This is a genomic window from Stenotrophomonas sp. 22DLJC03 (assembly GCF_056861405.1).
This window is the reverse complement of the sequence record NZ_JBSPUG010000007.1, coordinates 99,234-123,947: the sequence shown is the minus strand read 5'-3', so window position 1 is coordinate 123,947 and position 24,714 is coordinate 99,234. Positions and strand designations below refer to the sequence as shown.

General features: G+C 65.7%; 16 protein-coding genes. 9 read left to right on the top strand and 7 right to left on the bottom strand.

What is annotated here, in order from left to right; genetic code table 11:
• The first annotated feature begins 69 nt into the window (after window positions 1-69).
• From AC13GA_RS19185 to AC13GA_RS19165, 5 genes are all read left to right on the top strand, one after another.
• On the top strand, window positions 70-1,455 hold the full coding sequence (locus AC13GA_RS19185) for an NAD-dependent succinate-semialdehyde dehydrogenase (protein WP_295381890.1): 1,386 nt from the start codon (window positions 70-72) through the stop codon (window positions 1,453-1,455).
• A 63-nt stretch (window positions 1,456-1,518) separates the two neighbouring features.
• On the top strand, window positions 1,519-3,159 hold the full coding sequence (locus AC13GA_RS19180) for an acetolactate synthase large subunit (protein WP_428709107.1): 1,641 nt from the start codon (window positions 1,519-1,521) through the stop codon (window positions 3,157-3,159).
• A gap of 198 nt (window positions 3,160-3,357) precedes the next feature.
• Window positions 3,358-4,869: a lysine--tRNA ligase gene (gene lysS / locus AC13GA_RS19175; protein ID WP_043398964.1), complete on the top strand. Its 1,512-nt coding sequence runs from the start codon at window positions 3,358-3,360 to the stop codon at window positions 4,867-4,869.
• Between the two features lie 205 nt (window positions 4,870-5,074).
• A complete protein-coding gene (gene rpfG / locus AC13GA_RS19170) occupies window positions 5,075-6,214 on the top strand; it encodes a cyclic di-GMP phosphodiesterase response regulator RpfG (RefSeq protein WP_006364528.1) in 1,140 nt (379 codons plus the stop codon).
• A 1-nt stretch (window position 6,215) separates the two neighbouring features.
• Window positions 6,216-8,939, top strand: coding sequence for a response regulator (locus tag AC13GA_RS19165; protein ID WP_136639728.1), 2,724 nt, complete (start codon window positions 6,216-6,218; stop codon window positions 8,937-8,939).
• A gap of 12 nt (window positions 8,940-8,951) precedes the next feature.
• On the opposite strand, the gene rpfF is transcribed toward AC13GA_RS19165, so the two are convergent.
• From rpfF to betI, 5 genes are all read right to left on the bottom strand, one after another.
• Window positions 8,952-9,821 carry a diffusible signal factor synthase RpfF gene (gene rpfF / locus AC13GA_RS19160; RefSeq protein WP_106467930.1) on the bottom strand — a complete coding sequence of 290 codons (870 nt, stop codon included), beginning with the start codon at window positions 9,819-9,821 and terminating at the stop codon, window positions 8,952-8,954.
• A gap of 201 nt (window positions 9,822-10,022) precedes the next feature.
• Window positions 10,023-11,699, bottom strand: coding sequence for a fatty acyl-CoA ligase RpfB (rpfB, locus tag AC13GA_RS19155; protein WP_253079622.1), 1,677 nt, complete (start codon window positions 11,697-11,699; stop codon window positions 10,023-10,025).
• Window positions 11,700-11,889: 190 nt separating this feature from the next.
• A complete protein-coding gene (gene betA, locus AC13GA_RS19150) occupies window positions 11,890-13,572 on the bottom strand; it encodes a choline dehydrogenase (protein ID WP_136639726.1) in 1,683 nt (560 codons plus the stop codon).
• Window positions 13,573-13,671: 99 nt separating this feature from the next.
• Entirely contained in the window at window positions 13,672-15,144 is a 1,473-nt protein-coding gene (gene betB / locus AC13GA_RS19145) for a betaine-aldehyde dehydrogenase (protein WP_478475410.1), read from the bottom strand.
• Window positions 15,145-15,182: 38 nt separating this feature from the next.
• On the bottom strand, window positions 15,183-15,773 hold the full coding sequence (gene betI / locus AC13GA_RS19140) for a transcriptional regulator BetI (protein WP_482998763.1): 591 nt from the start codon (window positions 15,771-15,773) through the stop codon (window positions 15,183-15,185).
• A 170-nt stretch (window positions 15,774-15,943) separates the two neighbouring features.
• Here betI and AC13GA_RS19135 point away from each other — a divergent pair, with 170 nt between their 5' ends.
• Window positions 15,944-17,494: a BCCT family transporter gene (locus tag AC13GA_RS19135; RefSeq protein WP_253079624.1), complete on the top strand. Its 1,551-nt coding sequence runs from the start codon at window positions 15,944-15,946 to the stop codon at window positions 17,492-17,494.
• Window positions 17,495-17,756: 262 nt separating this feature from the next.
• Here the strand turns inward: AC13GA_RS19135 and acnA are convergent, their stop codons facing one another.
• Window positions 17,757-20,510 carry an aconitate hydratase AcnA gene (gene acnA, locus AC13GA_RS19130; protein WP_482998762.1) on the bottom strand — a complete coding sequence of 918 codons (2,754 nt, stop codon included), beginning with the start codon at window positions 20,508-20,510 and terminating at the stop codon, window positions 17,757-17,759.
• A 302-nt stretch (window positions 20,511-20,812) separates the two neighbouring features.
• Here acnA and AC13GA_RS19125 point away from each other — a divergent pair, with 302 nt between their 5' ends.
• From AC13GA_RS19125 to acnB, 3 genes are read left to right on the top strand one after another with little or no spacing between them, the layout of a single operon-like run.
• The gene (locus tag AC13GA_RS19125) at window positions 20,813-21,037 is read left to right on the top strand and encodes an AbrB/MazE/SpoVT family DNA-binding domain-containing protein (protein WP_005409505.1); all 225 of its coding nucleotides are present in this window, start codon (window positions 20,813-20,815) and stop codon (window positions 21,035-21,037) included.
• Window positions 21,038-21,043: 6 nt separating this feature from the next.
• Window positions 21,044-21,442, top strand: coding sequence for a type II toxin-antitoxin system VapC family toxin (locus AC13GA_RS19120; protein ID WP_008267153.1), 399 nt, complete (start codon window positions 21,044-21,046; stop codon window positions 21,440-21,442).
• Window positions 21,443-21,482: 40 nt separating this feature from the next.
• Window positions 21,483-24,074 (top strand): bifunctional aconitate hydratase 2/2-methylisocitrate dehydratase, encoded by a 2,592-nt coding sequence (acnB, locus tag AC13GA_RS19115; protein ID WP_337302506.1) that lies wholly within the window; start codon window positions 21,483-21,485, stop codon window positions 24,072-24,074.
• Between the two features lie 82 nt (window positions 24,075-24,156).
• Here acnB and AC13GA_RS19110 read toward each other — a convergent pair whose 3' ends face one another.
• Complete coding sequence (locus AC13GA_RS19110) at window positions 24,157-24,528, bottom strand: hypothetical protein (protein WP_043398942.1); 372 nt, start codon at window positions 24,526-24,528, stop codon at window positions 24,157-24,159.
• Between the last annotated feature and the right edge of the window lie 186 nt (window positions 24,529-24,714).

Below are 24,714 nucleotides of genomic sequence, written 5' to 3'. Positions count from 1 at the left end.
GTCCATCGGGTCCACATTCCTGTGCAGGAGACGGGCTGTCGCCCGTTGTCGAGACACCAGGAGACCTGCATGTCCGCTGCCCCCACCACTGCCATTTCCCGCGATCCGGCCACCGGCCAGCAGATCGCCAGCCATCCCTTCGCCACCGACGCCGAACTGGAGACCATCCTCGATCGCGGTCAGACCGGCTTCGCGGCCTGGAGCGCCAGGAGCCTCGAACAGCGGGCCGAGGTGCTGCGCGCGATGGCTGCCGTACTGCGTCGTGACCGCGAGAAGCTGGCTGCACTGGCCACCGCCGAAATGGGCAAGGTCCAGGCCGAATCCCTGGCCGAAATCGAGAAATGCGCCGTGCTGTGCGACTGGTACGCCGACAACGGTGCGCAGTTCCTGCGCGACGAACCGACCCAGGTGCCCGACGACAAGGCTTACGTGTCCTACCTGCCGCTGGGCGTGGTGCTGGGCATCATGCCGTGGAACTTCCCGTACTGGCAGGTGATGCGTGCGGCGGTGCCGATCCTGATGGGCGGCAACGGCTTCCTGCTGAAGCCGGCCGAGAACATCGTCGGTACCGCGCAGCTGCTCGACGCGGCGTGGCGTGATGCCGGGCTGCCGGAAGGCACCTTCATCGCCGCCAACATCAGCCGCGACGGCACCAGCCGTGCGATTGCCGATGACCGCATCGCGGCGGTGACCCTGACTGGCAGTGTGGCCGCTGGCCGCAGCATCGCCGCCCAGGCCGGGCAGGCGCTGAAGAAGGTGGTGCTGGAACTGGGTGGATCGGACCCGTTCATCGTGCTGGCCGACGCCGATCTGGACGCTGCCGTCGAAGCGGCGGTGGCTTCACGCTTCCAGAACACCGGGCAGGTCTGCATCGCCGGCAAGCGCATCATCGTTGAAGACGCGGTCTACGACCGTTTCGTGGCGCAGTTCTGCCAGAAGGTGCAGGCGCTGACCGTCGGCGATGGCCGCGAGGCCGGCAACCGCATCGGCCCGATGGCCCGGCAGGACCTGCTGGAACAGCTCGACGCGCAAGTCCGTGCCTCGGTGGACGCGGGCGCGAAGCTGCTGGTCGGCGGCCATCAGCTGGATCGCCCGGGCGCGTTCTACGCCCCCACCGTGCTGGCCGACGTGGAGCCGGGCATGCAGGCCTTCGATACCGAGACCTTCGGTCCGGTGGCCTCGATCAGCCGCGCCCGTGATGCCGACCATGCAGTGGAGCTGGCCAACCAGAGCGAGTTCGGCCTCAGCGGCAACCTGTGGAGCGGCGACCGCGCGCGGGCCATGCAGCTGGCGCGCCGGCTTCAGACCGGCGGTGTGTTCGTCAACGGCTTCTCCGCTTCGGACCCGCGCGTACCGATCGGCGGCGTGAAGAAGAGCGGCTTCGGCCGCGAGCTCTCGCACTTCGGCATCCGCGAATTCGTCAACGCGCAGACGGTGTGGTTCGACAAGCGTTGACGCGCAGCTTCCATCCTTCCTGCAACGATCCATCATCAGTCCAGCGAAAAGGACGGCATTCCAATGTCCAAGGGTTCAGATCTGCTTGTCGCCGCGCTTGAGAACGAAGGCGTCGAGCGTATTTTCGGCATCCCCGGCGAGGAGAACCTCGACGTGGTCGAATCACTCCGCCATTCCAGCATCGAGCTGGTCATCACCCGCCACGAACAGGCAGCCGTGTTCATGGCAGCCACCTATGGCCGCCTGACCGGCAAGCCGGGTGTGTGCCTGGCCACGCTCGGCCCGGGCGCGCTCAACTTCACCACCGGCGCCGCCTACGCGCTGCTGGGTGCGTGGCCGGTGATCATGATTACCGGCCAGAAGGGCATCGTCGCCAGCAAGCAGGCGCGTTTTCAGATCGTCGATATCGTCAGCACCATGAAGCCGCTGACCAAGCAGGCGCGGCAGATCGTCTCCGCGCGCACCATCCCGACGATCGTCCGCGAGGCATTCCGTACTGCGCTGGAAGAGCGCCCGGGCCCGGTGCTGCTGGAGCTGCCCGAAGACATCGCGGCCGATGAGGTCGGGGACGTAGCGCTGATTCCGCCGCACGCGGTGGATCGTCCGATTGCCAGTCCGGAAGCACTGGACCGCGCGGCGGACATCATCCGCAACGCCAGGCGCCCGCTGCTGATGATCGCCTCGGCGGCGTCGCGGCCGCAGTCCAGCGAAGCGTTGTCGGCCTTCGTGCTGCGCGCTGGTATTCCGTTCTTCACCACGCAGATGGGTAAAGGGGCGGTGGCCGGTGGTTCGGGGCTGTACATGGGCACCGCCGCGCTGACCGAGCGCGACTACGTGCACATGGCGATCGACCAGGCTGACGTGATCGTGACCATCGGTCATGAGGTCACCGAGAAGCCGCCGTTCGTGATGCGCCCGGGCGGACCGACTGTGATCCATATCGGCTACTCGCAGGCGGCGGTGGAGCAGGTGTACTTCCCGCAGGTGGAAGTGATCGGCGATATCGGTCGCTCGCTGACCCAGCTGGCCGACCGCATCGAAGGCGCGGTGCCGAACGCCGACGCGCTGCTGCCACTGCGCGCAACCATCCTCGAACATCTGGCCGACCGTGCCGAAGAAGCCGGGTTCACCCCGCAGCGACTGGTGCACGACGTGCGCCAGGTGATGCCGCCGGACGGCATCGTGGCGCTGGACAACGGCATGTACAAGATCTGGTTTGCGCGCAACTACCGCACCCAGGTGGCCAATACGCTGCTGCTGGACAACGCGCTGGCGACGATGGGCGCGGGCCTGCCGTCGGCGATCATGGCCTCGATCCTGTACCCGCAGCGGCGGGTGCTGGCGGTGTGTGGCGATGGCGGTTTCATGATGAACAGCCAGGAGCTGGAGACCGCGCGACGGCTGGGCCTGAACCTGGTGGTGCTGATCCTCAACGATGGCGCCTACGGGATGATCCGCTGGAAGCAGGCGGTGGATGGCTTCACCGACTACGGCATGACCTTCAGTAACCCGGATTTCGTGAAGTATGCGGAAGCCTATGGCTGCAAGGGCCATGAAGTGACGGCCATCGAGCAGTTCATCCCGACGCTGGAGGCGGCGTTCAGCGAGGGTGGGGTGCACCTGGTGTCGGTGCCGGTGGACTATTCGGAGAACCAGCGGGTGCTGGTGGATGAGCTGCGGCAGGCATTCCCCGGGAACGGGTGAATCCGGGGCATGGCCCGGTAGGTGTCGACCTTGGTCGACACGGTGGGCGCCAACCAAGGTTGGCGGCTACCGGAGCAGGGGCGGCCCGAGGCCGGGCCTGGGCGCGTGCGGAGGCCGGGGCTGGGCGGTTTTGGTATGCTGGGCAACCGGCTGTGCCGGGCGCAACATCCCCCCTCACTACACGATTCCCGCAGATCCATGAGCGAAGCTACCGATACCCCCCCCGTTGACGAAAACAAGTTGATCGCCGAGCGCCGCGAGAAACTCAAAACGCTGCGTGGGCAGGGTATCGCGTACCCGAACGACTTCCGTCGCGAGGACTTCGCCGGCCGCCTGCAGGAAGAATTCGCCGACGCCGAACAGTGGACCGCCGAGGCCCTGGAAGGCAACGGCCGCCAGGTGAAGATGGCCGGCCGCCTGATGGCCAAGCGCATCATGGGCAAGGCCAGTTTCGCGCAGATCCAGGACGAGTCCGGCCGCATCCAGCTTTTCCTGCAGGGCACGGTGCTGGGCGATGCCTATACCGCCTTCAAGGGCTGGGACGTGGGCGACATCATTGCTGTCGAAGGCGGCCTGACCCGTACCAAGACCGGCGAGCTGTCGGTCAAGGCCGAATCGATCCGCCTGCTGACCAAGTCGCTGCGCCCGCTGCCGGACAAGTGGCATGGCCTGGCCGACGTCGAGCAGCGCTACCGCCAGCGCTATGTCGACCTGATCGTGACCCCGGAGTCGCGCGCGGTGTTCATCAAGCGCTCGAAGATCATCCGCGCCATGCGCGCGTGGCTGGACAACCGCGACTTCCTGGAAGTCGAAACGCCGATGATGCATTACATCCCCGGCGGCGCGGCGGCCAAGCCGTTCACCACCCACCACAACGCGCTGGACCTGGACCTGTACCTGCGCGTGGCGCCGGAGCTGTACCTCAAGCGCCTGACCGTGGGCGGCCTGGAGCGCGTCTACGAGATCAACCGCAACTTCCGCAACGAAGGCGTCAGCACCCGCCACAACCCGGAATTCACCATGATGGAACTGTACGAGGCCTACGCCACGTACAACGAGATCATGGACCTGACCGAAGGCGTGATCCGCGACGTGGCCAAGGCCGTCAACGGTGGCACCGAGGTTGAGTGGGACGGCGCGAAGATCGACCTGGGCCCGGCGTTCCGCCGCTGGCGCATGGACGAGGCGGTGCGCCACCACAATCCGGAAATCTCGGCCGCCGATTGCACCGACCGCGATGCGCTGCTGCGCCATTGCGAGCGTTTGAAGATCCGCGTCAAGCCGTCCTACGGCTGGGGCAAGCTGCTGCTGGAGATCTTCGAAGCCACTGTCGAGCACACGCTGATCCAGCCGACCTTCATCACCGATCATCCGGTGGAAGTCTCGCCGCTGGCCCGCGCCAACGACAACGATCCGGGCTACACCGACCGCTTCGAGCTGTTCGTCAACGGCAAGGAGCTGGCCAACGGCTTCTCCGAGCTGAACGACCCGGAAGACCAGGCCCAGCGCTTCCAGGCCCAGGTGGCGGCGAAGGAAGGTGGCGATGACGAGGCCATGCACTACGACGCCGACTACATCCGTGCGTTGGAGTACGGCATGGCCCCGACCGGCGGCCTCGGCATCGGTGTCGATCGCCTGGTGATGCTGCTGACCGGCAGCAGCTCGATCCGTGACGTGCTGCTGTTCCCGTACATGCGTCCGGAGCAGTAAGTCGTCTTTTTGACTCCTGTTTGTGCGCGCCGTCGCGAAATGAGACGGCGCGATTGACGCCTCCCGCACTCGGCGTATCGTTAATGCACTACCTTGACGTCTGTTGTGGCTTGATCGGCGCCAGGGGGAGTGCGCACTGTGGAGAGTCCGCTTCACAATGTGATGACGATCATGAACCGGGACGCATGACACGGGAGTCAGGCCGATGCAGGGTGCGAGCGTTCGCAGCGGCAGGGTATCCTCGCCTGCTGATGATCCAGCATGGTCGAGAAACCAGGCAGAGTACGCGTTGAACATCGTCATTGTTGACGACCAGACGTCCGCGCGGACGATGCTGCGTCACGTCATCGAAGATATCGCGCCGGAACTGAGCGTGTATGACTTCGGTGATCCGTTGACCGCATTGGCCTGGTGCGAGGCGCATCCGGTCGACCTGCTGCTGCTCGATTACCGCATGCCGGAGATGGACGGGCTGGAATTCGCCCGTCGTTTCCGCCGCCTGCCCAAGCACCGCGACATTCCGGTGATCCTGATTACCGTGGTCGGCGACGAGCCGATCCGGCAGGCCGCGCTGGAAGCGGGCGTCATTGATTTCCTGGTCAAGCCGATCCGCCCGCGCGAACTGCGTGCGCGCTGCTACAACCTGCTGCAGCTGCGCCAGCAGACCGAGAACGTGAAGCAGCGGGCGTTGTCGCTGGAGCAACGCCTGCTGGCGAGTATGCATGAGGTCGAGGAGCGCGAACGCGAGACCCTGTCGCGATTGGCTCGGGCGATCGAGTTCCGTGATGCCGGCACCAGTGCCTACCTGGAGCGCATGGCGCGCGTGGCCGGGCTGATTGCCGAGCAGCTGGGCCTGCCCGAAGACGACGTGCGCCTGATCGAGATGGCCGCGCCCCTGCATGACATGGGCAAGATCGCTATTCCCGATGCGGTGCTTCTCAAGCAGGGCAAGCTCAACGACGAAGAACTGGCGATCATGCGGCGGCACCCGCGCATCGGCCATGAGCTGCTCAGCGGCAGCCAGAACCGCTTCATCCAGGTTGGTGCGCTGATCGCGCTGCGTCACCACGAGCGGTATGACGGCAGCGGCTATCCTGATGGCCTGGTCGGCGAGGCGATTCCGCTGGAAGCGCGCATCGTCGCCGTTGCCGACGTTTTTGATGCCCTGATTTCGCCCCGTCCGTACAAGGAAGCATGGACCATGGAAGCCACACTGGCCTATCTGTACGCCCAGCGTGGCCGACTGTTCGACCCGCGCTGCGTGGATGCGCTGATGCGCGGTCACCAGCAGTTGATGGATATCTGCGCCCAGCACTCGACGGCATCGACGCGACCGGGTGGGTGACATGCAGGACCTGTTCGCACGCGTGAAGCGCCGATTGGCGCAGCGTCCGGATTCGGAGCATGGCCAGGCGATCGTGCGGGTGGCGCTGATCTCGCTGATCCTGGTCTATGTGCTGCTGTCCGGTGCGCGCCTGCACCGTCTGGAGCAGTACCAGGGCGTGCTGGCGACGGTACTGACCGGGTTGGGGCTATCGCTGCTGCTGTTCGGTTGGCTGCTGTGGAAGCCTGAGCGCTCCGATCCGCGCCGGGTGGCCGGGATGCTGGCCGATTACGGCTTGATCGCCATCGGCATGATCCAGATGGGCGAACCGCTGGCCTGGGTGTACGCGGTGGTGATGTGGGTCACGGTGGGCAACGGCCTGCGCTTCGGGCCGCGTTACCTGGCCGCTGCCATCGTGCTGGCGATGGTCAGTTTCGGCACCACCGTGCTGTTGACCCCTTACTGGCAGGCCAACCTGGGCCTGGCCATTTCCCTGTGGTTGGGGTTGCTGGCAGTACCGTTGTGCTGCTCCTCCCTGCTGCGCAGAAGGATGCGACATCCGACCATGGATACGACCCCCGCCGCTGCCTCTCCCAACCGTTCGTTGCTGGCCCGCTTCAAGCAGCGCCTGTCCGGGCGCGAGGACAGCGAGCACGCGCAGAACCTGATCCGCATCATCATCACGGCGCTGTTCATCAGCTACCTCGGCTGGCGCTCGCTGAGCGGCGGCGGTGAGGCGCTGACCGCGACCTGGTTGATCCTCGCCTTCGAGCTGACCATCTCCGCCGGCCTGCTGACCGCGATCCTGGTCAATCCGGGTGTGTCGCATGTGCGCCGGGTGATCGGCATGCTGACCGACTACACCTGCATGGCCTGGATCATGACCATCCAGGGCGAGCCGGCCGCGCCGCTGTATGCGGTGATGCTGTGGGTGACCATCGGCAACGGCATGCGCTACGGCAGCACCTATCTGCGCGTGGCCACCGCCATGGGCTGCCTGGCGTTCCTGTGTACGGTGATGCTGTCGCCCTACTGGCGTGGGCACGACTATCTCGGCTGGGGCCTGCTGCTGGGCCTGGGCGCGATCCCGCTGTACTTCGATTCGCTGCTGCATGCGCTCACCCGTGCAGTGGCCGAGGCGCGCCAGGCCAACGAAGCCAAGAGCCGCTTCCTGGCCAACATGAGCCATGAGTTCCGCACGCCGTTGAACGGGCTGGCCGGCATGACCGAAGTGCTGGCCACCACCCGCCTGGACGATGAGCAGCGCGAGTGCCTGAACACCATCCAGGCCTCCACCCGCAGCCTGCTGGCGCTGGTGGAGGAGGTGCTGGACATCTCCGCGATCGAGGCGGGCAAGGTGCGGGTGGAGTGGCACGAGTTCGCGCTGGCCGATGTGCTGCAGGCGATCAACCTGATCCTGACCCCGCAGACCCGCTCCAAGTCGCTGGACTACCGCGTGCATGTGGACGACAACGTGCCGCCGCGCCTGCTTGGCGATGCCGGTCATCTGCAGCAGATCCTGCTCAATCTGATGGGCAATGCGGTCAAGTTCACCGACAGCGGCTACGTGCATCTGCGTGTTTCCAGCCTGGACGCAGCGGGCAGCGAGCGGGCGCGCCTGCGTTTCGAGATTGTCGACAGCGGCATCGGCGTGCCGGTGGCGCTGCGCGGCCGGCTGTTCAATGCCTTCGAGCAGGGCGATGTCGGCCTGGCCCGTCGCCATGAGGGAACCGGACTGGGCACCGCCATTGCCAAGGGCCTGGTCGAATCGATGGGCGGGCAGGTCGGTTATGCGCCGAACAGCCCGCGTGGCAGCGTGTTCTGGGTGGAGATCACGCTGGACGTGGCAGAGACCTCATCAGCCCCGGCGGTTCCGTCCGAGGTGGCTGAAGCCGGCAATGTCATCGCATTTTCCAATCCCTTCCTGCGTCATCGTGCACGGGTGCGCAGCCTGCGGGTGCTGGTGGCCGACGACCATGAAGCCAACCGCATGGTGCTGCAGCGGTTGCTGGAGAAGGCCGGCCACAAGGTCACCTGCGTCAATGGCGGCGCCGAAGTACTCGATGCACTGGAGCAGGCCAGTTACGACGCAGCAATCGTCGATCTGCACATGCCCGGCATGAGTGGACTGGACCTGCTCAAGCAGCTGCGGGTGATGCAGGCCAGCGGCATGCCCTATGTGCCGGTGATGGTCCTCAGTGCCGATGTCACCCCCGATTCGATCCTGCGCTGTGAACAGGCCGGCGCACGCGCCTTCCTGGCCAAGCCGGTAGTGGCAACCCGGTTGCTGGAAGTATTGGCCGATGTTGCTGCCAACACCCGCCCGGAATCCGGCATCCAGTCGGTTCCCGCGCTGCCGGTGGGCGATGGCGTGCTTGATACGGCAGTGCTGGATGAACTGGCGTCGCTGGGCATGGGCGACGGCTTCGAGCGCAAATTCATCGACCAGTGCCTGGTGGATGTCGATGCGAGCATGGGCCAGCTGCAGGCCTGCGGTGAAGGCCAGGCCTGGGAGGACTTCCGCGAGCACGCCCACGCCCTGCGCGGGGTGGCGAGCAACCTGGGGCTGGTCCAGGTTGCCGCCTCCAGTGGCGAGATCATGCGCATGGCGGACTGGCAGTTGAAGGGCGAGTGGGTGACCCGCCTCGGTAGTCTTGCCACCGCCCTGCGCCTCGGCAGGAATGCACTGGCCGCCCGCAGCGCGGACATCGCGCGCCGTGACGACAGCGAGCGCAGCCCGTCCTGAACCGCCGCGCTGTCAGGCCGGGTCGCCATTGCGCCGGGCCTGTGCCCGCACCAGCCGGTCCATGGTACGCAGGGACTTCTCGCCGAGCTGCATGGCGGTATCCACCCAGATCTCGGTGATCCGCATCATTTCGTGCAGTGGCACCATGCTGGCGATTTCGTTCACCTCGCGCATCGCGGCCCAGGCATGTGGAATCCGCTTGCTGTCCTTGATCACCTGTTCAACGGCGGCAACGCCTTCGCCGACCGGCACCACGATGTCGACCAGCCCCATTTCCTTGAGCTGGCTGGCGGTGTAGAGGTTGCCCTCCAGCATGATCTTCTCGGCCAGGCGCGGGCTGATGCGCTGGCACAGGAAGGAGTAGGCGCCCATGCCGGGGAACAGGTCGAACAGCACCTCCGGCAGGCCCATCAGCACGCCTTCCTCGGCGACGATGGTGTGGCAGCTCAGCGCGGCTTCGAAGCCGCCGCCCAGTGCATTGCCCTGGACCAGGGCGATGCTGTGCGCACGTGCACCGAGCCCGGCATGGAAGGCGTGCACGCCGCGTACGCAGCGCTGGGCATAGTCGAGCAGGCGGGCGCGGTCGCCTTCGCGGATCAGCCGGCAGAACAGCTCGAGGTCGCCACCCAGGTTGAACACGTCACTGTCTGAGGCCAGAACGACATGGGGTGACAGGACGTGCGAGGCGCTGAGGCGGTCGCCCAGTTCGCGCTGGTAGTCGACGATGTCATCGACCAGGCGCGAGGCGAAGCAGGGCCGGCCCGGCTGGTTGACCAGGTTGGCATGCATGTGGATCCAGTAGACATCCCGCTCGGGCTCTTCGGTAATGCGCAGGGTAGGGTGCAGCGAGGGGCGGGTGATGATGGGGCGTACTGCGGACATGGGAGTTCTCCGTGTGACCGTCCGGCCAACCGCAGAGCGGACGGAGAGGAGTGAGGGGAGGCGAGCTGAACGTGCGGCGGCGACTGATTCTATGCACCCGTCGTGAACCGCCCGCAAGCGCTGTGCCGGCCATGTTCCGGTAATAAAAAGACCCCGCCGTTGCCGGCGGGGTCCCTGTTCTGCTCGCTTGCCCGGAAACCCTTACGGGGCGGGCGTATCACGCAGCTCGCGACGGAGAATCTTGCCGACGTTGGTCTTCGGCAGCTCTTTTCGGAATTCTACGATTCTGGGGTGCTTGTAACCGGTCAGGTTTGCCCGCGCATGTTCCTTGACCATTTCCGCAGTCAGGTTCGGGTCCTTCTTCACGATCACCACCTTCACCACCTCGCCGGATTTTTCATCCGGGACACCGACTGCGGCCACTTCCAGCACGCCCGGCATCATCGCGATGACGTCCTCGACCTCGTTCGGGTACACGTTGAAGCCGGACACCAGGATCATGTCCTTCTTGCGGTCGACGATGTAGAAGAAGCCCTGTTCGTCCATCCTGGCCATGTCGCCGGTGTGCAGCCAGCCGTCGGCATCGATGGCAGTGGCGGTTTCTTCCGGGCGCTGCCAGTAACCCTTCATCACCTGCGGGCCCTTGATGCACAGTTCGCCCACTTCACCCAGCGGCAGGATGTTGCCGTTGTCGTCCTTGATGCAGGCATCGGTGGACGGGATCGGCAGGCCGATAGAGCCATTGTATTCGGGCAGGGTGAGCGGATTGATGCAGGCCGCCGGCGAGGTTTCGGTCAGGCCATAGGCCTCGACCAGGGTCACCCCGGTGGTCTTCTTCCAGCGTTCGGCCACGGCGCGCTGCACCGCCATGCCGCCACCCAGGGTGAACTTGACCGAGGAGAAGTCGATCTCGTCGAAGCCCGGGGTGTTGAGCAGGCCGTTGAACAGCGTGTTGACGCCGGTGATGGCAGTGAAGCGGGTGCCCTTGAGCTCCTTGACGAAGCCCTTCATGTCGCGCGGGTTGGTGATCAGGTGGTTGCAGCCACCGAACTTCATGAAGACCAGGCCGTTCGCGGTCAACGCAAAGATGTGGTACAGCGGCAGGGCGGTGATGATCACTTCCTTGCCCGGCTCGATGCCCGAGGTGGACAGCCACGCCGATGCCTGCTGCATGTTGGCGATCAGGTTGCGGTTGGTCAGCATCGCGCCCTTGGCAACGCCGGTGGTGCCGCCGGTGTACTGCAGGAAGGCGATGTCGTCGTGGTCGATCTCGACCGCCGGAAGCGTGTGCCGGCTGCCCAGCTTGAGCGCCTGCCTGAAGCGGATCGCGCCCTTGATGTGGTAGTTGGGCACCATCTTCTTGACGTACTTCAGCACGAAGTTGACGATCGCGCCCTTGGCGCCGAGCAGGTCGCCCAGGCCGGTGGTGATCACGTGCTTGACCGGTGTGTCGGCGATGACCTGCTCGACGGTGTCGCCGAAGTTGTCGACCACCACCAGCGCGCTGACGCCGGCGTCCACCAGCTGGTGCCTGAGTTCACGCGCGGTGTACAGCGGATTGACGTTGACCACGGTCAGGCCCGCGCGCAGCACGCCGAAGGTGGCCACCGGGTACTGCAGGCAGTTGGGCATCATCAGGGCGACGCGGTCACCCTTCTTGAGCTTGAGCTCACCCAGCAGGTAGGCCGCGAACTGGTTGACCAGCGTATCGGTCTCGCCGTAGGTGATGACCTTGCCGAAGCTGGAGTAGGCGGGACGGTCGCGGAATTTCGCGACGGAGGCGTCGAAGACCGAGGCTACCGAATGGAATTCGTTGACGTCGATTTCGGCGGGAACGCCTTTCGGATAGCTCTGCAGCCAGGGACGATCCAGACTCATATTCCCCCTCCAGGAATCGTGATGATGGGTGCGGCGCGGACAGTATCCGCCAGAACCGCTCACCGCAGCATACCGTTCCGTAGGGAAAACGCGAAGGGGGCGCGAAGAACGCGCCCCCGGGGGGGCATGAGCGCCCACCAAGGTGGGCATCTACCGGAGATCGGTGTCCGCCGTTTGCGGGCGATTCGCGTCAGCCCTTGCTGCGTACCGGTGCACCATTGGCCTTGTAGTACGGCGCGGTGCTGCGGGCCAGCGGAGTTCGGCCGCGGATCACGTCGGCCAGCTTCTCGGCGATCATGATGGTCGGTGCGTTGAGGTTGCCGGTCACCACCTGCGGCATGATCGAAGCATCGACAATGCGCAGGCCTTCCAGGCCGTGCACGCGGCCCTGGCCGTCGACCACCGCCATCGGATCATCGGCATGGCCCATCTTGTTCGAGCACGACGGGTGGTAGGCGGTCTCGGCATGTTCGCGGACGAACGCGTCGATCTGCGCATCGGTCTGCAGCGCACTGCCCGGGGAAATCTCGCGGCCGCTGTACGGCGCCAGCGCCGGCTGCGCGAAGATCTCGCGGGTGATCCGGATCGCCGCGCGGAACTCGCGCCAGTCCTGGTCGTGCGACATGTAGTTGAACAGGATGCTCGGATGTTCGCGCGGGTCCTTCGAACGCACATGGATGCGGCCGCGGCTGGGCGAACGCATCGAGCCGACGTGCATCTGGAAGCTGTGCGCCTTGATCGGGTTGGAGCCGTTGTAATTGATTGCCACTGGCAGGAAGTGGTACTGCAGGTTCGGCCAATCGAACTCGGCGTCGCTGCGGATGAAGCCACCGGCCTCGAACTGGTTGCTGGCGCCGATGCCGGTGCCAAGGAACAGCCACTCGGCGCCGATGGCCGGCTGGTTGTAGAGCTTCAGTGCCGGGGCCAGCGAGACCGGCTTCTTGCACTCGTACTGCAGGTACATCTCAAGGTGGTCCTGCAGGTTGGCGCCGACGCCCGGCAGGTGGTGCACCAGGTCGATGTCCAGGCTGCGCAGCAGATCGGCCGGGCCGACGCCCGAGCGCTGCAGGATCTGCGGCGAAGCGATGGCGCCGCCGCACAGCAGCACTTCGCGGCGCGCGGTGGCACGCTGCGGCTGGTCGTTGTGCAGCCACTGCACGCCCACCGCACGCTTGCCCGAGAACAGGATGCGGTCGGTCAGCGCGTGGGTGACGATGGTCAGGTTCGGGCGCGGCTTGGCCAGGTCCAGGTAGCCGCGGGCGGTGCTGGAGCGACGGCCCTTCGGGGTCACCGTGCGGTCCATCGGGCCGAAGCCTTCCTGCTGGTAGCCGTTGAGATCGTCGGTGCGCGGGTAGCCGGCCTGCACGCCGGCCTCGACCATCGCAGCGAACAGCTCGTTGTTGCCGGCCTTGGGCGTGGTCACACGCAGCGGGCCTTCGCCACCGTGGTAATCATTGGGGCCGATGTCGCGGGTTTCGGCCTTGCGGAAGTACGGCAGGCAGTCCAGGTAGGTCCAGTCGTCCAGACCCGGCATGCTGGCCCAGTTGTCGTAGTCCATGGCGTTGCCGCGGATGTAGCACATGCCGTTGATCAGCGACGAACCGCCCAGGCCCTTGCCGCGGCCACAGTCCATGCGGCGGTTGTTCATGAAGGGCTCGGGATCGGTCTTGTACGCCCAGTTGTAGCGCTTGCCCTGCAGCGGGAAGGCCAGCGCCGCCGGCATCTGGGTACGGAAGTCGAGCCGGTAGTCCGGGCCACCGGCTTCCAGCAGCAGCACGCTGACATCGGCATCTTCGGTGAGGCGGGTGGCCAGCACGTTGCCGGCCGAGCCGGCGCCGATGATGATGTAGTCGTACTCGTTATGGGTGCTCATGGGTGTCTCCTGCAGGCCGGGGCGCTGCATGCAGCCGTCCCGGCGGAATGTCGGATCGGCACGATGGCCGGACGTGGGGCGCGCCCGGGGGCGCGCCGGTCAGAACACGCTGGCGTAGTCGCCCAGCTCGACCTGCACCGACTTGATGCGGGTGTAGTGGCCGAGGGTCGAGAGGCCGTTCTCGCGGCCGACGCCGGATTCCTTGTAGCCACCGACCGGCATTTCGGCCGGCGATTCGCCCCAGGTATTGATCCAGCAGATGCCGGCTTCCAGGCGGTGGATGATGCGGTGGGCGCGGCTGACGTCCTTGCTGACCACGCCGGCGGCGAGGCCGAAGGTGGTGTCGTTGGCACGACGCACCACTTCGTCTTCGTCGTCGTAGGCAAGGATGCTCATCACCGGCCCGAAGATCTCTTCCTTGACGATGGTCATGTCATCGCGGCAGTCGGAGAACACGGTCGGCAGCACGTAGGCGCCATTGGCCAGCGCGCCTTCGGTAGCACGGCCGCCGCCGGTCAGCAGGCGGGCGCCTTCGGCCTTGCCGCTTTCGATGTAGCGCAGCACGTTTTCCATGTGCGGGAAGCTGGTGAGCGGGCCGAAGTTGGTCTCGGCGGCCGTCGGGTCGCCGATGCGGATGCGCTTGACGCGCTCGACCACGGCGGCTTCGAACGCGGCCAGCATGCTGCGCGGCACGAACACGCGGGTGCCGTTGGTGCAGACCTGGCCGGAGCTGAAGAAGTTGGCCATCACCGCGATGTCGGCAGCGCGGTCGAGGTCGGCGTCATCGCAGATCACCAGCGGCGACTTGCCGCCCAGTTCCATGGTCACTTCCTTCAGCGACGAGGACGCGGCGCTGGCCATGACCTTCTTGCCGGTGGCGACGCCGCCGGTGAAGGAGATCTTCTCGATCACCGGGTGCTCGGTCAGCCACTGGCCGATCTCGCGGCCCGGGCCCTGCACGACGTTGAACACGCCGGCCGGCACACCGGCTTCGGTGTAGATTTCGGCCAGTCGGATCGCGGTCAGCGGCGTCACTTCGGACGGCTTGAACACCATCGCGTTGCCGGCGGCCAGCGCCGGTGCCGACTTCCACATGGCGATCTGGATCGGGTAGTTCCAGGCGCCGATGCCGGCGACCACGCCCAGCGGCTCGCGGCGGGTGTAGAAGAAGCTCGATTCGCGCAGCGGCAGCTGGATGCCTTCGATGGCGGTGGCCAGGCCGGCGTAGTACTCGACCACGTCGGCACCGGTGACGATGTCCACGGTGGTGGTTTCGGCCAGCGCCTTGCCGGTGTCAAGGGTTTCCAGATGGGCCAGCTCGTCGTTGCGCTCGCGCAGGATCTCGACGGCGCGGCGCAGGATGCGCGAACGCTCCATGGCGGTCATCGCCGCCCACACCTTCTGGCCTTCGGCCGCGCTCTGCACGGCGCGCTCGACGTCAGCCTGGCTGGCGACCTGCACTTCAGCGATCACTTCACCGGTGGCCGGGTTGACGGTCCTGAAGGTCTTGCCGCTGGTGGCATCGACGCGCTGGCCGTGGATGTAGAGCTGTTGGACGGGCAGGGTGGTCATGGGGCGTACTCCTTGGAAGGGGGCGGGTGCTGCAACGCTTATAGCGCGGCAGCCTGCAACTGGAAGTCGATGTAGCCGTAAGCGATGCGCCGGGACTTCTCGGCATTGAACTGGCCGCCGACCAGGCTGCCGCGCAGCCACAGGCCGTCGATCATCGCGGCCAGGCCACGGGCGGCCAAGCGGGCCTGGGGGTGGGGCAGCAGGCGGTTGAACTGGTGGCACAGGTTGGAGAACAGGCGCTGGTCGTTGGCGCGCTGCAGCCGGGCCAGTTCCGGCTGGTGCATGCTGGCGGCCCAGAAGGTCAGCCAGACGCGCATCGCGGTGCCGTTTATCTGGCTGTCGTCGAAGTTGCCGTCGACGATGGCGCGCAGCTGGTCGCGCGGGTCGTCGCCGACGTCGGCGCGGTAGCGGGCGACCGCCTCCTTCAGTTCGCGCAGGATCTGCCGCATTGCAGCATTGAGCAGGCCGTCCTTGTCGCCGAAGTAATGGGCGACGATGCCGCTGGACAGCCCGGCCTTCTTCGCGATGATGGCGACGGTCGCATCGGCCATGCCGATCTCGTCGATGGTCTGGAAAGTGGCCCGGATCAGCTGCTCGCGCCGTACCGGTTCCACGCCTTTCTTCGGCATTGTCTCTCCACGGATTGCGACCCGAAGGATCGGGCTGCCGACCATTATGCTTTTTATTGATTGAACGTTCAATCAATAAACCCTAGGATGCGCTCGCGCCCCACGCCATGGGCCCGGTTTACCGGTCCGGCCCCGCCCATGTGCTCCCTCGGACTTGATGAGACGACCCCATGTCTTCCCTGGCTCATCCCAAGCGTTCGCCCCTGCGCTTGAACCGTTTTGTCTTCTTCAGTTCCTCGGTGTCGATCGGCATCCTCGGGCTGCTCACCGTTCTCTATCCCGAAGGCAGCGAGCACTGGCTGCAATGGGCGCAGGCCGAGGTCTCGGCGGCGTTCGGCTGGTGGTACATGCTGCTGATCGTGCTGTGCCTGGGCTTCGTGCTGTGGCTGGCGTTCTCGCCGTATGGCCGCATCCGCCTCGGCCACAACGAGGAATCGCCGGCCTTCGGCTACGTGGCCTGGGTGTCGATGTTGTTCTCGGCCGGCATCGGCATCGCGCTGCTGTACTACGGCGCCTACGAGCCGCTGGACCATTTCCTCAATCCGCCCGGGCAGCCCGGCGGAACGGTGGCAGCGGGCCGCGAGGCGATGGTGCTGACCTTCCTGCACTGGGGCCTGCACGGCTGGGCGCTGTACGCGCTGGTCGGCGTGGCACTGGGCTATTTCGCCTACCGCCGCGACCTGCCGCTGGCGCTGCGCTCGGCGCTGTACCCGATCTTCGGCGAGCGCATCCATGGCCGCATCGGCGACATGGTCGATGGCTTCGGCATCCTTGCCACGCTGATCTCGATGGTGACCAATCTTGGCATCGGCGCGCTGGTGGTGCAGTCCGGCCTGGTCTACCTGTTCCACATTCCGGATACGCCGCAGGTGCTGGTGGCGATCGTGCTGGTGATGATGGCCGTTGCCACCATCGGCGTGGTAGCGGGCGTGGAGAAGGGCATTGCCTGGCTCTCCAACCTCAACGTGCGCCTGCTGTGCGGCCTGCTGCTGTTCGTGCTGGTCACCGGCCCGACCCTGCACCTGTTCGACGGCCTGATCCAGAACACCGGCGATTACCTCGGCGCGTTCGTGCGCAAGAGCTTCGACATGTACCTCAACGACCCCAAGGGCCGTGAGTGGATGGGCTCGTGGACGCTGTTCTACTGGGCCTGGTGGATCGCCTGGGCGCCGTTCGTGGGCCTTTTCGTGGCGCGCATCTCGCGTGGCCGCACCATCCGTGAAGTGATCATGGGCGTGCTGCTGATCCCGTTGGGTTTCACCCTGGCCTGGCTGTCGATCTTCGGCAACACCGCGATCGACCTGGTGCTGAACCACGGCCAGGCGGTGCTGGGCCAAGTGGCCCAGCACGATGCGGCGATGACCCTGTTCAAGCTGCTTGAGTACCTGCCTGGTGCACCGTACGTGGCCGGTGCCGCGGTGGTGATCGGCTTCGTGCTGTTCCTGACCCCGGTCGATTCGGGCACGCTGATGATCGCCAACCTGTGCACCCGCCGTGTCGATGACGGCGTGGAGGACGGCCACGACGCGCCGATCTGGCTGCGCGTGTTCTGGGCGGTGGGCATCACCGTGGCCAGTGTCGGCCTGCTGCTGGCCGGCAACTTCAGCGCGATGCAGACGGCGGTGGTGCTGTGTGGCCTGCCGTTCTCGTTCATCCTGGCGTTCTACATGTGGGGCCTGCTGAAGGCGCTGCGCACCGACCCGGACGCACCGCGGCGGTAGGTAGCGCCGGGCGCTGCCCGGCGAACGCCAAAGCAAAGGGCCGGATCTGTGAGGATCCGGCCCTTTGTGTTTGCTTACGGGATCCGCCGGGCATGGCCCGGCGCTACCGGTTACTTGCTGGCCAACTGGCACAGCACGTACTGCAGCAGGCCGCCATGGTGGGCGAGGAGGCGCGCTTGCGAACCACTGGTTCGCGCGTCTCCGCAGCGCCCCCGCGCTGGCGCGGGGGCCGGGCTTCCGCCCGATGGTACGGCAGGAAGGTTCAGCGACCTGCCAACTGGCGCAGCACGTACTGCAGCAGGCCGCCATGGCGGAAGTACTCCACTTCCTTCGGGGTCAGCAGCATCACCGAGACTTCGAAGGTCTTCTTGGTGCCGTCGGCCTTGGTCGCGGTGACCGTGGCACGCTTGCTGGCACCGTCCTGCAGGCCGGTGATGTCGATCACTTCCGAACCGTCCAGGCCCAGGCTCTGTGCGTTTTCACCGTTGCGGAACTGCAGCGGCAGCACGCCCATGCCGACCAGGTTGGAGCGGTGGATGCGCTCGAAGCTCTCGGCGATGACCGCCTTCACTCCCAGCAGCAGGGTGCCCTTGGCCGCCCAGTCACGCGACGAGCCGGTGCCGTATTCCTTGCCGGCCAGCACCACCAGCGGCACCTTGTCGGCCTTGTACTTCATGGCCGCATCGTAGATCGCCAGCTTCTCCGGCTGGCCACCGCCGGCGGGGTAGTACAGGGTGTTGCCGCCTTCTTCGCCGCCGAACATCAGGTTCTTGATCCGGATGTTGGCGAAGGTGCCGCGCACCATCACATCATCGTTGCCGCGGCGGCTGCCGTAGCTGTTGAAGTCGGCCGGCTGCACGCCACGCTCCTGCAGGAAGCGTCCGGCGGGGGAATCCTTCTTGATGTTGCCGGCCGGGGAGATGTGGTCGGTGGTGATCGAATCGCCGAACAGGCCCATCACCCGTGCGCCGTGCACATCATCGATGCTGCCGACCTGCATGGTCATGCCGTCGAAGTAGGGCGGATTCTTGATGTAGGTAGATGCATCGCTCCATTCGTACAGATCACCGTCCGGCGAGGCGATGGTGTTCCAGCGGGTATCGCCCTTGAACACGTCGGCGTAGTTCTGCTTGAACATCTCCGGGCCGACGGTGGCGGCGATGACGTCGCCGATCTCCTTGTTGCTCGGCCAGATGTCGCGCAGGTACACCGGCTGGCCATCGCTGCCGGTGCCCAGCGGTTCGGTGGTCAGGTCGATGTCGGTGGTGCCTGCGATGGCATAGGCCACCACCAGCGGCGGGCTGGCCAGGTAGTTCATCTTCACTTCGGGGTGCACGCGGCCCTCGAAGTTGCGGTTGCCCGACAGCACCGAGGTCACCACCAGATCACCACTGGCGATGCCGGCGCTGACTTCGGTCGGCAGCGGGCCGGAGTTGCCGATGCAGGTGGTGCAGCCATAGCCCACCACGTAGAAGCCGATCTTCTCCAGCTCGGTGAGAACGCCGGCCTTTTCAAGATAGTCGGTGACCACGCGCGAGCCTGGGCCGAGCGAGGTCTTCACCCACGGCTTGCGGTCCAGCCCCTTGGCGGCCGCGTTGCGGGCCAGCAGGCCGGCACCGATCATCACCGCCGGGTTGGAGGTGTTGGTGCACGAGGTGATGGCGGCGATGACCACCGCGCCATCCTTCAGCCGCACTTTCCTGCCATCCATCTCGATGTCGGCGTAGCCCTTGGCCAGCTGCTCGTTGCCCACTGCCGCGCCGCCGCCTTCATTGACGAAGGTGGAGACATCCTCGCTGCGCTTGTCGCGGTTGGCGGTCATGCCGACCAGCGCGTCGCGGTAGTTCTTCTGCACGTCTTCCAGCAGCACGCGGTCCTGCGGACGCTTGGGACCGGCCAGCGACGGCTTCACCGTGCCCATGTCCAGTTCCAGCGTGGTGCTGTACTGCGCATGCGGGCTGTTGGCGTCGTGCCACAGGCCCTGCGCCTTGGCATAGGCTTCGACCAGGGCGATCTGCTCTTCACCGCGGCCGGACAGGCGCAGGTAGGTCAGCGATTCGTTGTCGATCGGGAAGATGCCGCAGGTCGCGCCGTATTCGGGGGCCATGTTGCCGATGGTCGCGCGGTCGGCCAGTGGCAGATGCTGCAGGCCATCACCGTAGAACTCGACGAACTTCCCGACCACGCCGAGCTTGCGCAGCATCTGGGTGACGGTCAGCACCAGATCGGTGGCGGTGGCGCCCTCGGGCAGCTTGCCGGTCAGCTTGAAGCCGACCACCTGCGGGATCAGCATCGACGAAGGCTGGCCGAGCATCGCGGCCTCGGCTTCGATGCCGCCCACGCCCCAGCCGAGCACGCCGATGCCGTTGATCATCGTGGTGTGGCTGTCGGTGCCGAACACGGTATCCGGGTAGGCGATCGCCGTGCCGTCCTTGTCCGCGGTCATCACCACGCGGGCCAGGTTCTCCAGGTTCACCTGGTGGACGATGCCAGTGTTGGGCGGCACCACCTTGAAGTTGTCGAAGGCCTTCTGTCCCCAGCGCAGGAAGCCGTAGCGTTCCTGGTTGCGCTGGAATTCGATCTTGCCGTTGAGGTCCAGCGCGTCCGGCTTGCCGAACACATCGACCTGCACCGAGTGGTCGATGACCAGTTCGGAGGGAATCAGCGGATTGATCTGCTCAGGCGAGCCGCCGAGCTTGACCACCGCATCGCGCATCGCGGCCAGGTCGACCACGCAGGGCACGCCGGTGAAGTCCTGCAGGACCACGCGCGCCGGCATGAAGGCGATCTCGGTGTCTGGCTCGGCCGCCGGGTTCCAGCGGGCCACGGCTTCGATGTGGTCCTTGCCGACGGTGATGCCGCCGTCCTCGTGCCGGAGCAGGTTCTCCAGCAGGATCTTCATCGAGTAGGGCAGGTGGGAGATATCGAAGCGCTGGCCCAGCGTGGGCAGGCTGAAGTAGTCGTAGGTCTTGCCGCCGACGTTCAGCTGGCTGCGGGTGGAGAACGAATCGCTCATGCGGGGTAACTCCTTCTTGCGGATGGCTTGCAGTGGCCCGCGCATGGGCGGACCTGCTTGCGGTCGCCGTGGGCCTGACGGCCCCGGTGGTCCCAGTATGAACCCCAGACTGAATGGATTCATCCGGGCCGGGTTCCGGCCTGCGGCATCGGTTCCAGACTACAGGGGAAGGTGTATGGCGTATGTCACGTTTGTGGCCGATCCTTTGCGAGGCAAGGGCTGGCGGGGTGCCGGTCCTGTTCAGGGTGGAAGTATGCCCGGGGAAGTATGTATAATTTGTGCATACTCTGGAGGGCCTACCGATGGAAGCCACTGTTGCAGAACGCGGACAGATCACCCTTCCCAAGGCGGTGCGTGATGCCCTCGGCCTGACCAAGGGCACGCTGCTGAAGGTCGAACTGGACGGCAGCCGCATCATCCTGCGCAAGAGTGTTGACGATGCCATTTCACGGGCGCGCGGCAAGTTCGCGCTGGACGGCTTCGAATCGTCCGACGCGGCCGTACGCGCGGTGCGTGACGAGGAATAAGCCGTGATGATCGCCGTCGATTCACCGGTGCTGGTCGAGCTGCTCAGCAATGGTCCGCAGGCCGATGCCGTGGAAGCCATCCTCAGGCAGAGCCTGGTCGGCGGCCGTGTGGTGGTCTGCGGCGCGACCCTGGCCGAGGTCTGCGCATCGCTGCGTGGCGGCGCCGAGGTGCTCGAAGCGCTGGAAGAAATGGGCGTGCACTTCAACCCGATGGAAGCCAAGTCGGCGCTGCGCGCCGGCGAGATGCACCGTCGCCACCGCCAGCGCAGCGGCAGCCGCCGCAGCCTGGATGAATTCATGGTCGGCGCCCACGCACTGTTGCAGTGCGACGGCCTGATCACCTGGAACGATACGTTTTACCGCGACTACTTCAAGGGCCTGAAGCTGATCGTGCCGCAAGCCTGAGCCCACTTTTTTTCAACCTACGCATTACCCGGGAGTTGTCATGTTGGAAGCCTACCGCCACCACGTCGCCGAGCGCGCTGCGCTTGGCATCCCGCCGCTGCCGCTGAGCGCGCAGCAGACGGCCGATGTCATCGAACTGCTGAAGAACCCGCCGCAGGGCGAGGCCGAGTTCCTGCTCGACCTGCTGACCCACCGCGTGCCGGCCGGCGTCGATGACGCGGCCAAGGTCAAGGCCTCGTACCTGGCGGCGATCGCCCTGGGCAGCGAGCAGAACCCGCTGATCAGCCGTGAGCGCGCCACCGAACTGCTGGGCACCATGCTCGGCGGCTACAACGTCGCGCCGCTGGTGCAGCTGTTGGACGACGCCAGCGTCGGCACCATCGCCGCCAACGGCCTGAAGAAGACCCTGCTGGTGTTCGATGCGTTCCATGACGTGCAGGAAAAGGCCAAGGCCGGCAATGCCAACGCCCAGTCCGTGCTGCAGAGCTGGGCCGATGCCGAGTGGTTCACCAGCAACCCGGAAGTGCCGCAGAGCCTGACCGTCACCGTGTTCAAGGTGCCGGGCGAGACCAACACCGACGACCTGTCGCCGGCACCGGACGCGACCACCCGCCCGGACATTCCGATGCACGCCCTGGCGATGCTGAAGAACAAGCGCGACGATGCGCCGTTCACCCCGGAAGAAGACGGCAAGCGCGGCCCGATCCAGCAGATCCTGTCGCTGAAGGACAAGGGCCACCTGGTTGCCTACGTCGGCGACGTGGTCGGCACCGGTTCCTCGCGCAAGTCGGCTACCAACAGTGTGCTGTGGTGGACCGGCGATGACATTCCGTTCATCCCGAACAAGCGCGCCGGTGGCGTCTGCCTGGGTTCGAAGATCGCTCCGATCTTCTACAACACCATGGAAGATGCCGGCGCACTGCCGATCGAGCTGGACGTGTCGAAGATGGAGCACGGCGATGTGGTCGAGCTGCGTCCGTACGAAGGCAAGGCGCTGAAGAACGGTGAAGTGATCGCCGAGTTCCAGGTCAAGTCCGAAGTGCTGTTCGACGAAGTGCGTGCCGGTGGCCGCATTCCGCTGATCATCGGTCGCGGCCTGACCGGTAAGGCGCGCGAGGCGCTGGGCCTGGCCCCGACCGACCTGTTCCGCCTGCCGGTGCAGCCGGTCGACACCGGCAAGGGCTTCTCGCTGGCGCAGAAGATGGTCGGCCGCGCCTGTGGCCTGCCGGAAGGCCAGGGCATGCGCCCGGGCACCTACTGCGAACCGAAGATGACCTCGGTCGGTTCGCAGGACACCACCGGCCCGATGACCCGCGACGAGCTGAAGGACCTGGCCTGCCTGGGCTTCTCGGCCGACCTGGTGATGCAGTCGTTCTGCCACACCGCTGCGTACCCGAAGCCGGTGGACGTGAAGACCCACCACACCCTGCCGGAGTTCATCTCCACCCGTGGCGGCGTCTCGCTGCGTCCGGGCGACGGCGTGATCCACAGTTGGCTCAACCGCATGCTGCTGCCGGATACCGTCGGTACCGGTGGTGACTCGCACACCCGTTTCCCGGTGGGCATTTCGTTCCCGGCCGGTTCGGGCCTGGTGGCCTTCGCCGCTGCCACCGGCGTGATGCCGCTGGACATGCCGGAATCGGTGCTGGTGCGCTTCAAGGGCAAGATGCAGCCGGGCGTGACCCTGCGTGATTTGGTCAACGCGATCCCGCTGTACGCGATCAAGTCGGGCCTGCTGACCGTGGCCAAGGCTGGCAAGAAGAACATCTTCTCCGGCCGCATCCTGGAAATCGAAGGCCTGCCGGAACTGAAGGTCGAGCAGGCGTTCGAGCTGTCCGACGCTTCGGCCGAGCGTTCGGCTGCCGGTTGCTCGGTGCGCCTGAACAAGGAACCGATCATCGAGTACCTGACCAGCAACATCACCCTGCTGAAGTGGATGATTGCCGAGGGTTACCAGGATCCGCGTTCGCTGCAGCGCCGTATCGAGAAGATGGAAGCGTGGCTGGCCAACCCGGAGCTGCTGGAGCCGGATGCGGACGCCGAATACGCCGCCGTCATCGAGATCGACCTGGCCGATATCCACGAGCCGATCGTGGCCTGCCCGAACGACCCGGACGACGTGAAGACCCTGTCCGAAGTCGCTGGCGCCAAGATCGACGAAGTGTTCATCGGTTCGTGCATGACCAACATCGGTCACTTCCGTGCGGCTGCGAAGCTGCTGGAAGGCAAGCGTGACCTGCCGACCCGCCTGTGGGTGGCCCCGCCGACCAAGATGGATGCGTCCGAGCTGACCAAGGAAGGCGTGTACGGCACCTTCGGCGCGACCGGCGCACGCATGGAAATGCCGGGCTGCTCGCTGTGCATGGGCAACCAGGCGCAGATCCGCGAAGGCTCCACCGCGATGTCGACCTCGACCCGCAACTTCCCGAACCGCCTGGGCCGCAACACCAACGTGTACCTGGGTTCGGCCGAACTGGCCGCGATCTGCTCGCGCCTGGGTCGCATCCCGACCAAGGAAGAGTACATGGCCGATGTGGGCGTGATCGCCGCCAGCGGCGCGGAGATCTACCGCTACATGAACTTCGACCAGATCGAGGAATACCAGGACGTGGCCAACACGGTCGCTGCCTGAGGGTAGTGCCGGCCGCTGGCCGGCATCCCGTTGAAACGAAGAACCCCCGGTGAGAGCCGGGGGTTTTTGTCTGCTGCATCCGCTATTGCACGGTCCAGTCTGCGTTGCCCTGCAACCGACGGCCGCCGATCAGCACGTTGCCGCGCTTACCGGAGACATCCATCTCGAACCAGGGCAGTCCATCACGGTCAAGTGGACGCACGTAGGCCTGGCGCTTTGCACGGTTGAATTCGATGTAGTAGCGGCGATGCACGTTGGGGTACGGCGGGATCGACGCGCCTTTCCAGCTGACGCTTACCGCGCCGGGGTCTTCGCGACCCACCAGCATCAGCATGAAGAACACATCACCCTGCTTGGCCTCGAAGTAGAACAGATCGCCACTGGCGCTGGCGGGTGCCAGTGGCAATGAAAGCAGTACGGCCGCCAGGGCGGCCTTCCATATGCCTTTGATCATGTGCAGCATTCCTTGTGCAATACCGCTATCAAAGCACACATGTGGGTAGCGCGTTGAAACGAAGAACCCCGGTGAAAGCCGGCGCTTTTTTTGTTGCCTGATGGCCTGTAGCGCCGAGTCCATGCTTGGCTGCTGTTCGTGCGATGCGCGATGAGTCGAGCGCGGCTCGACTCTACAAAGGCATCC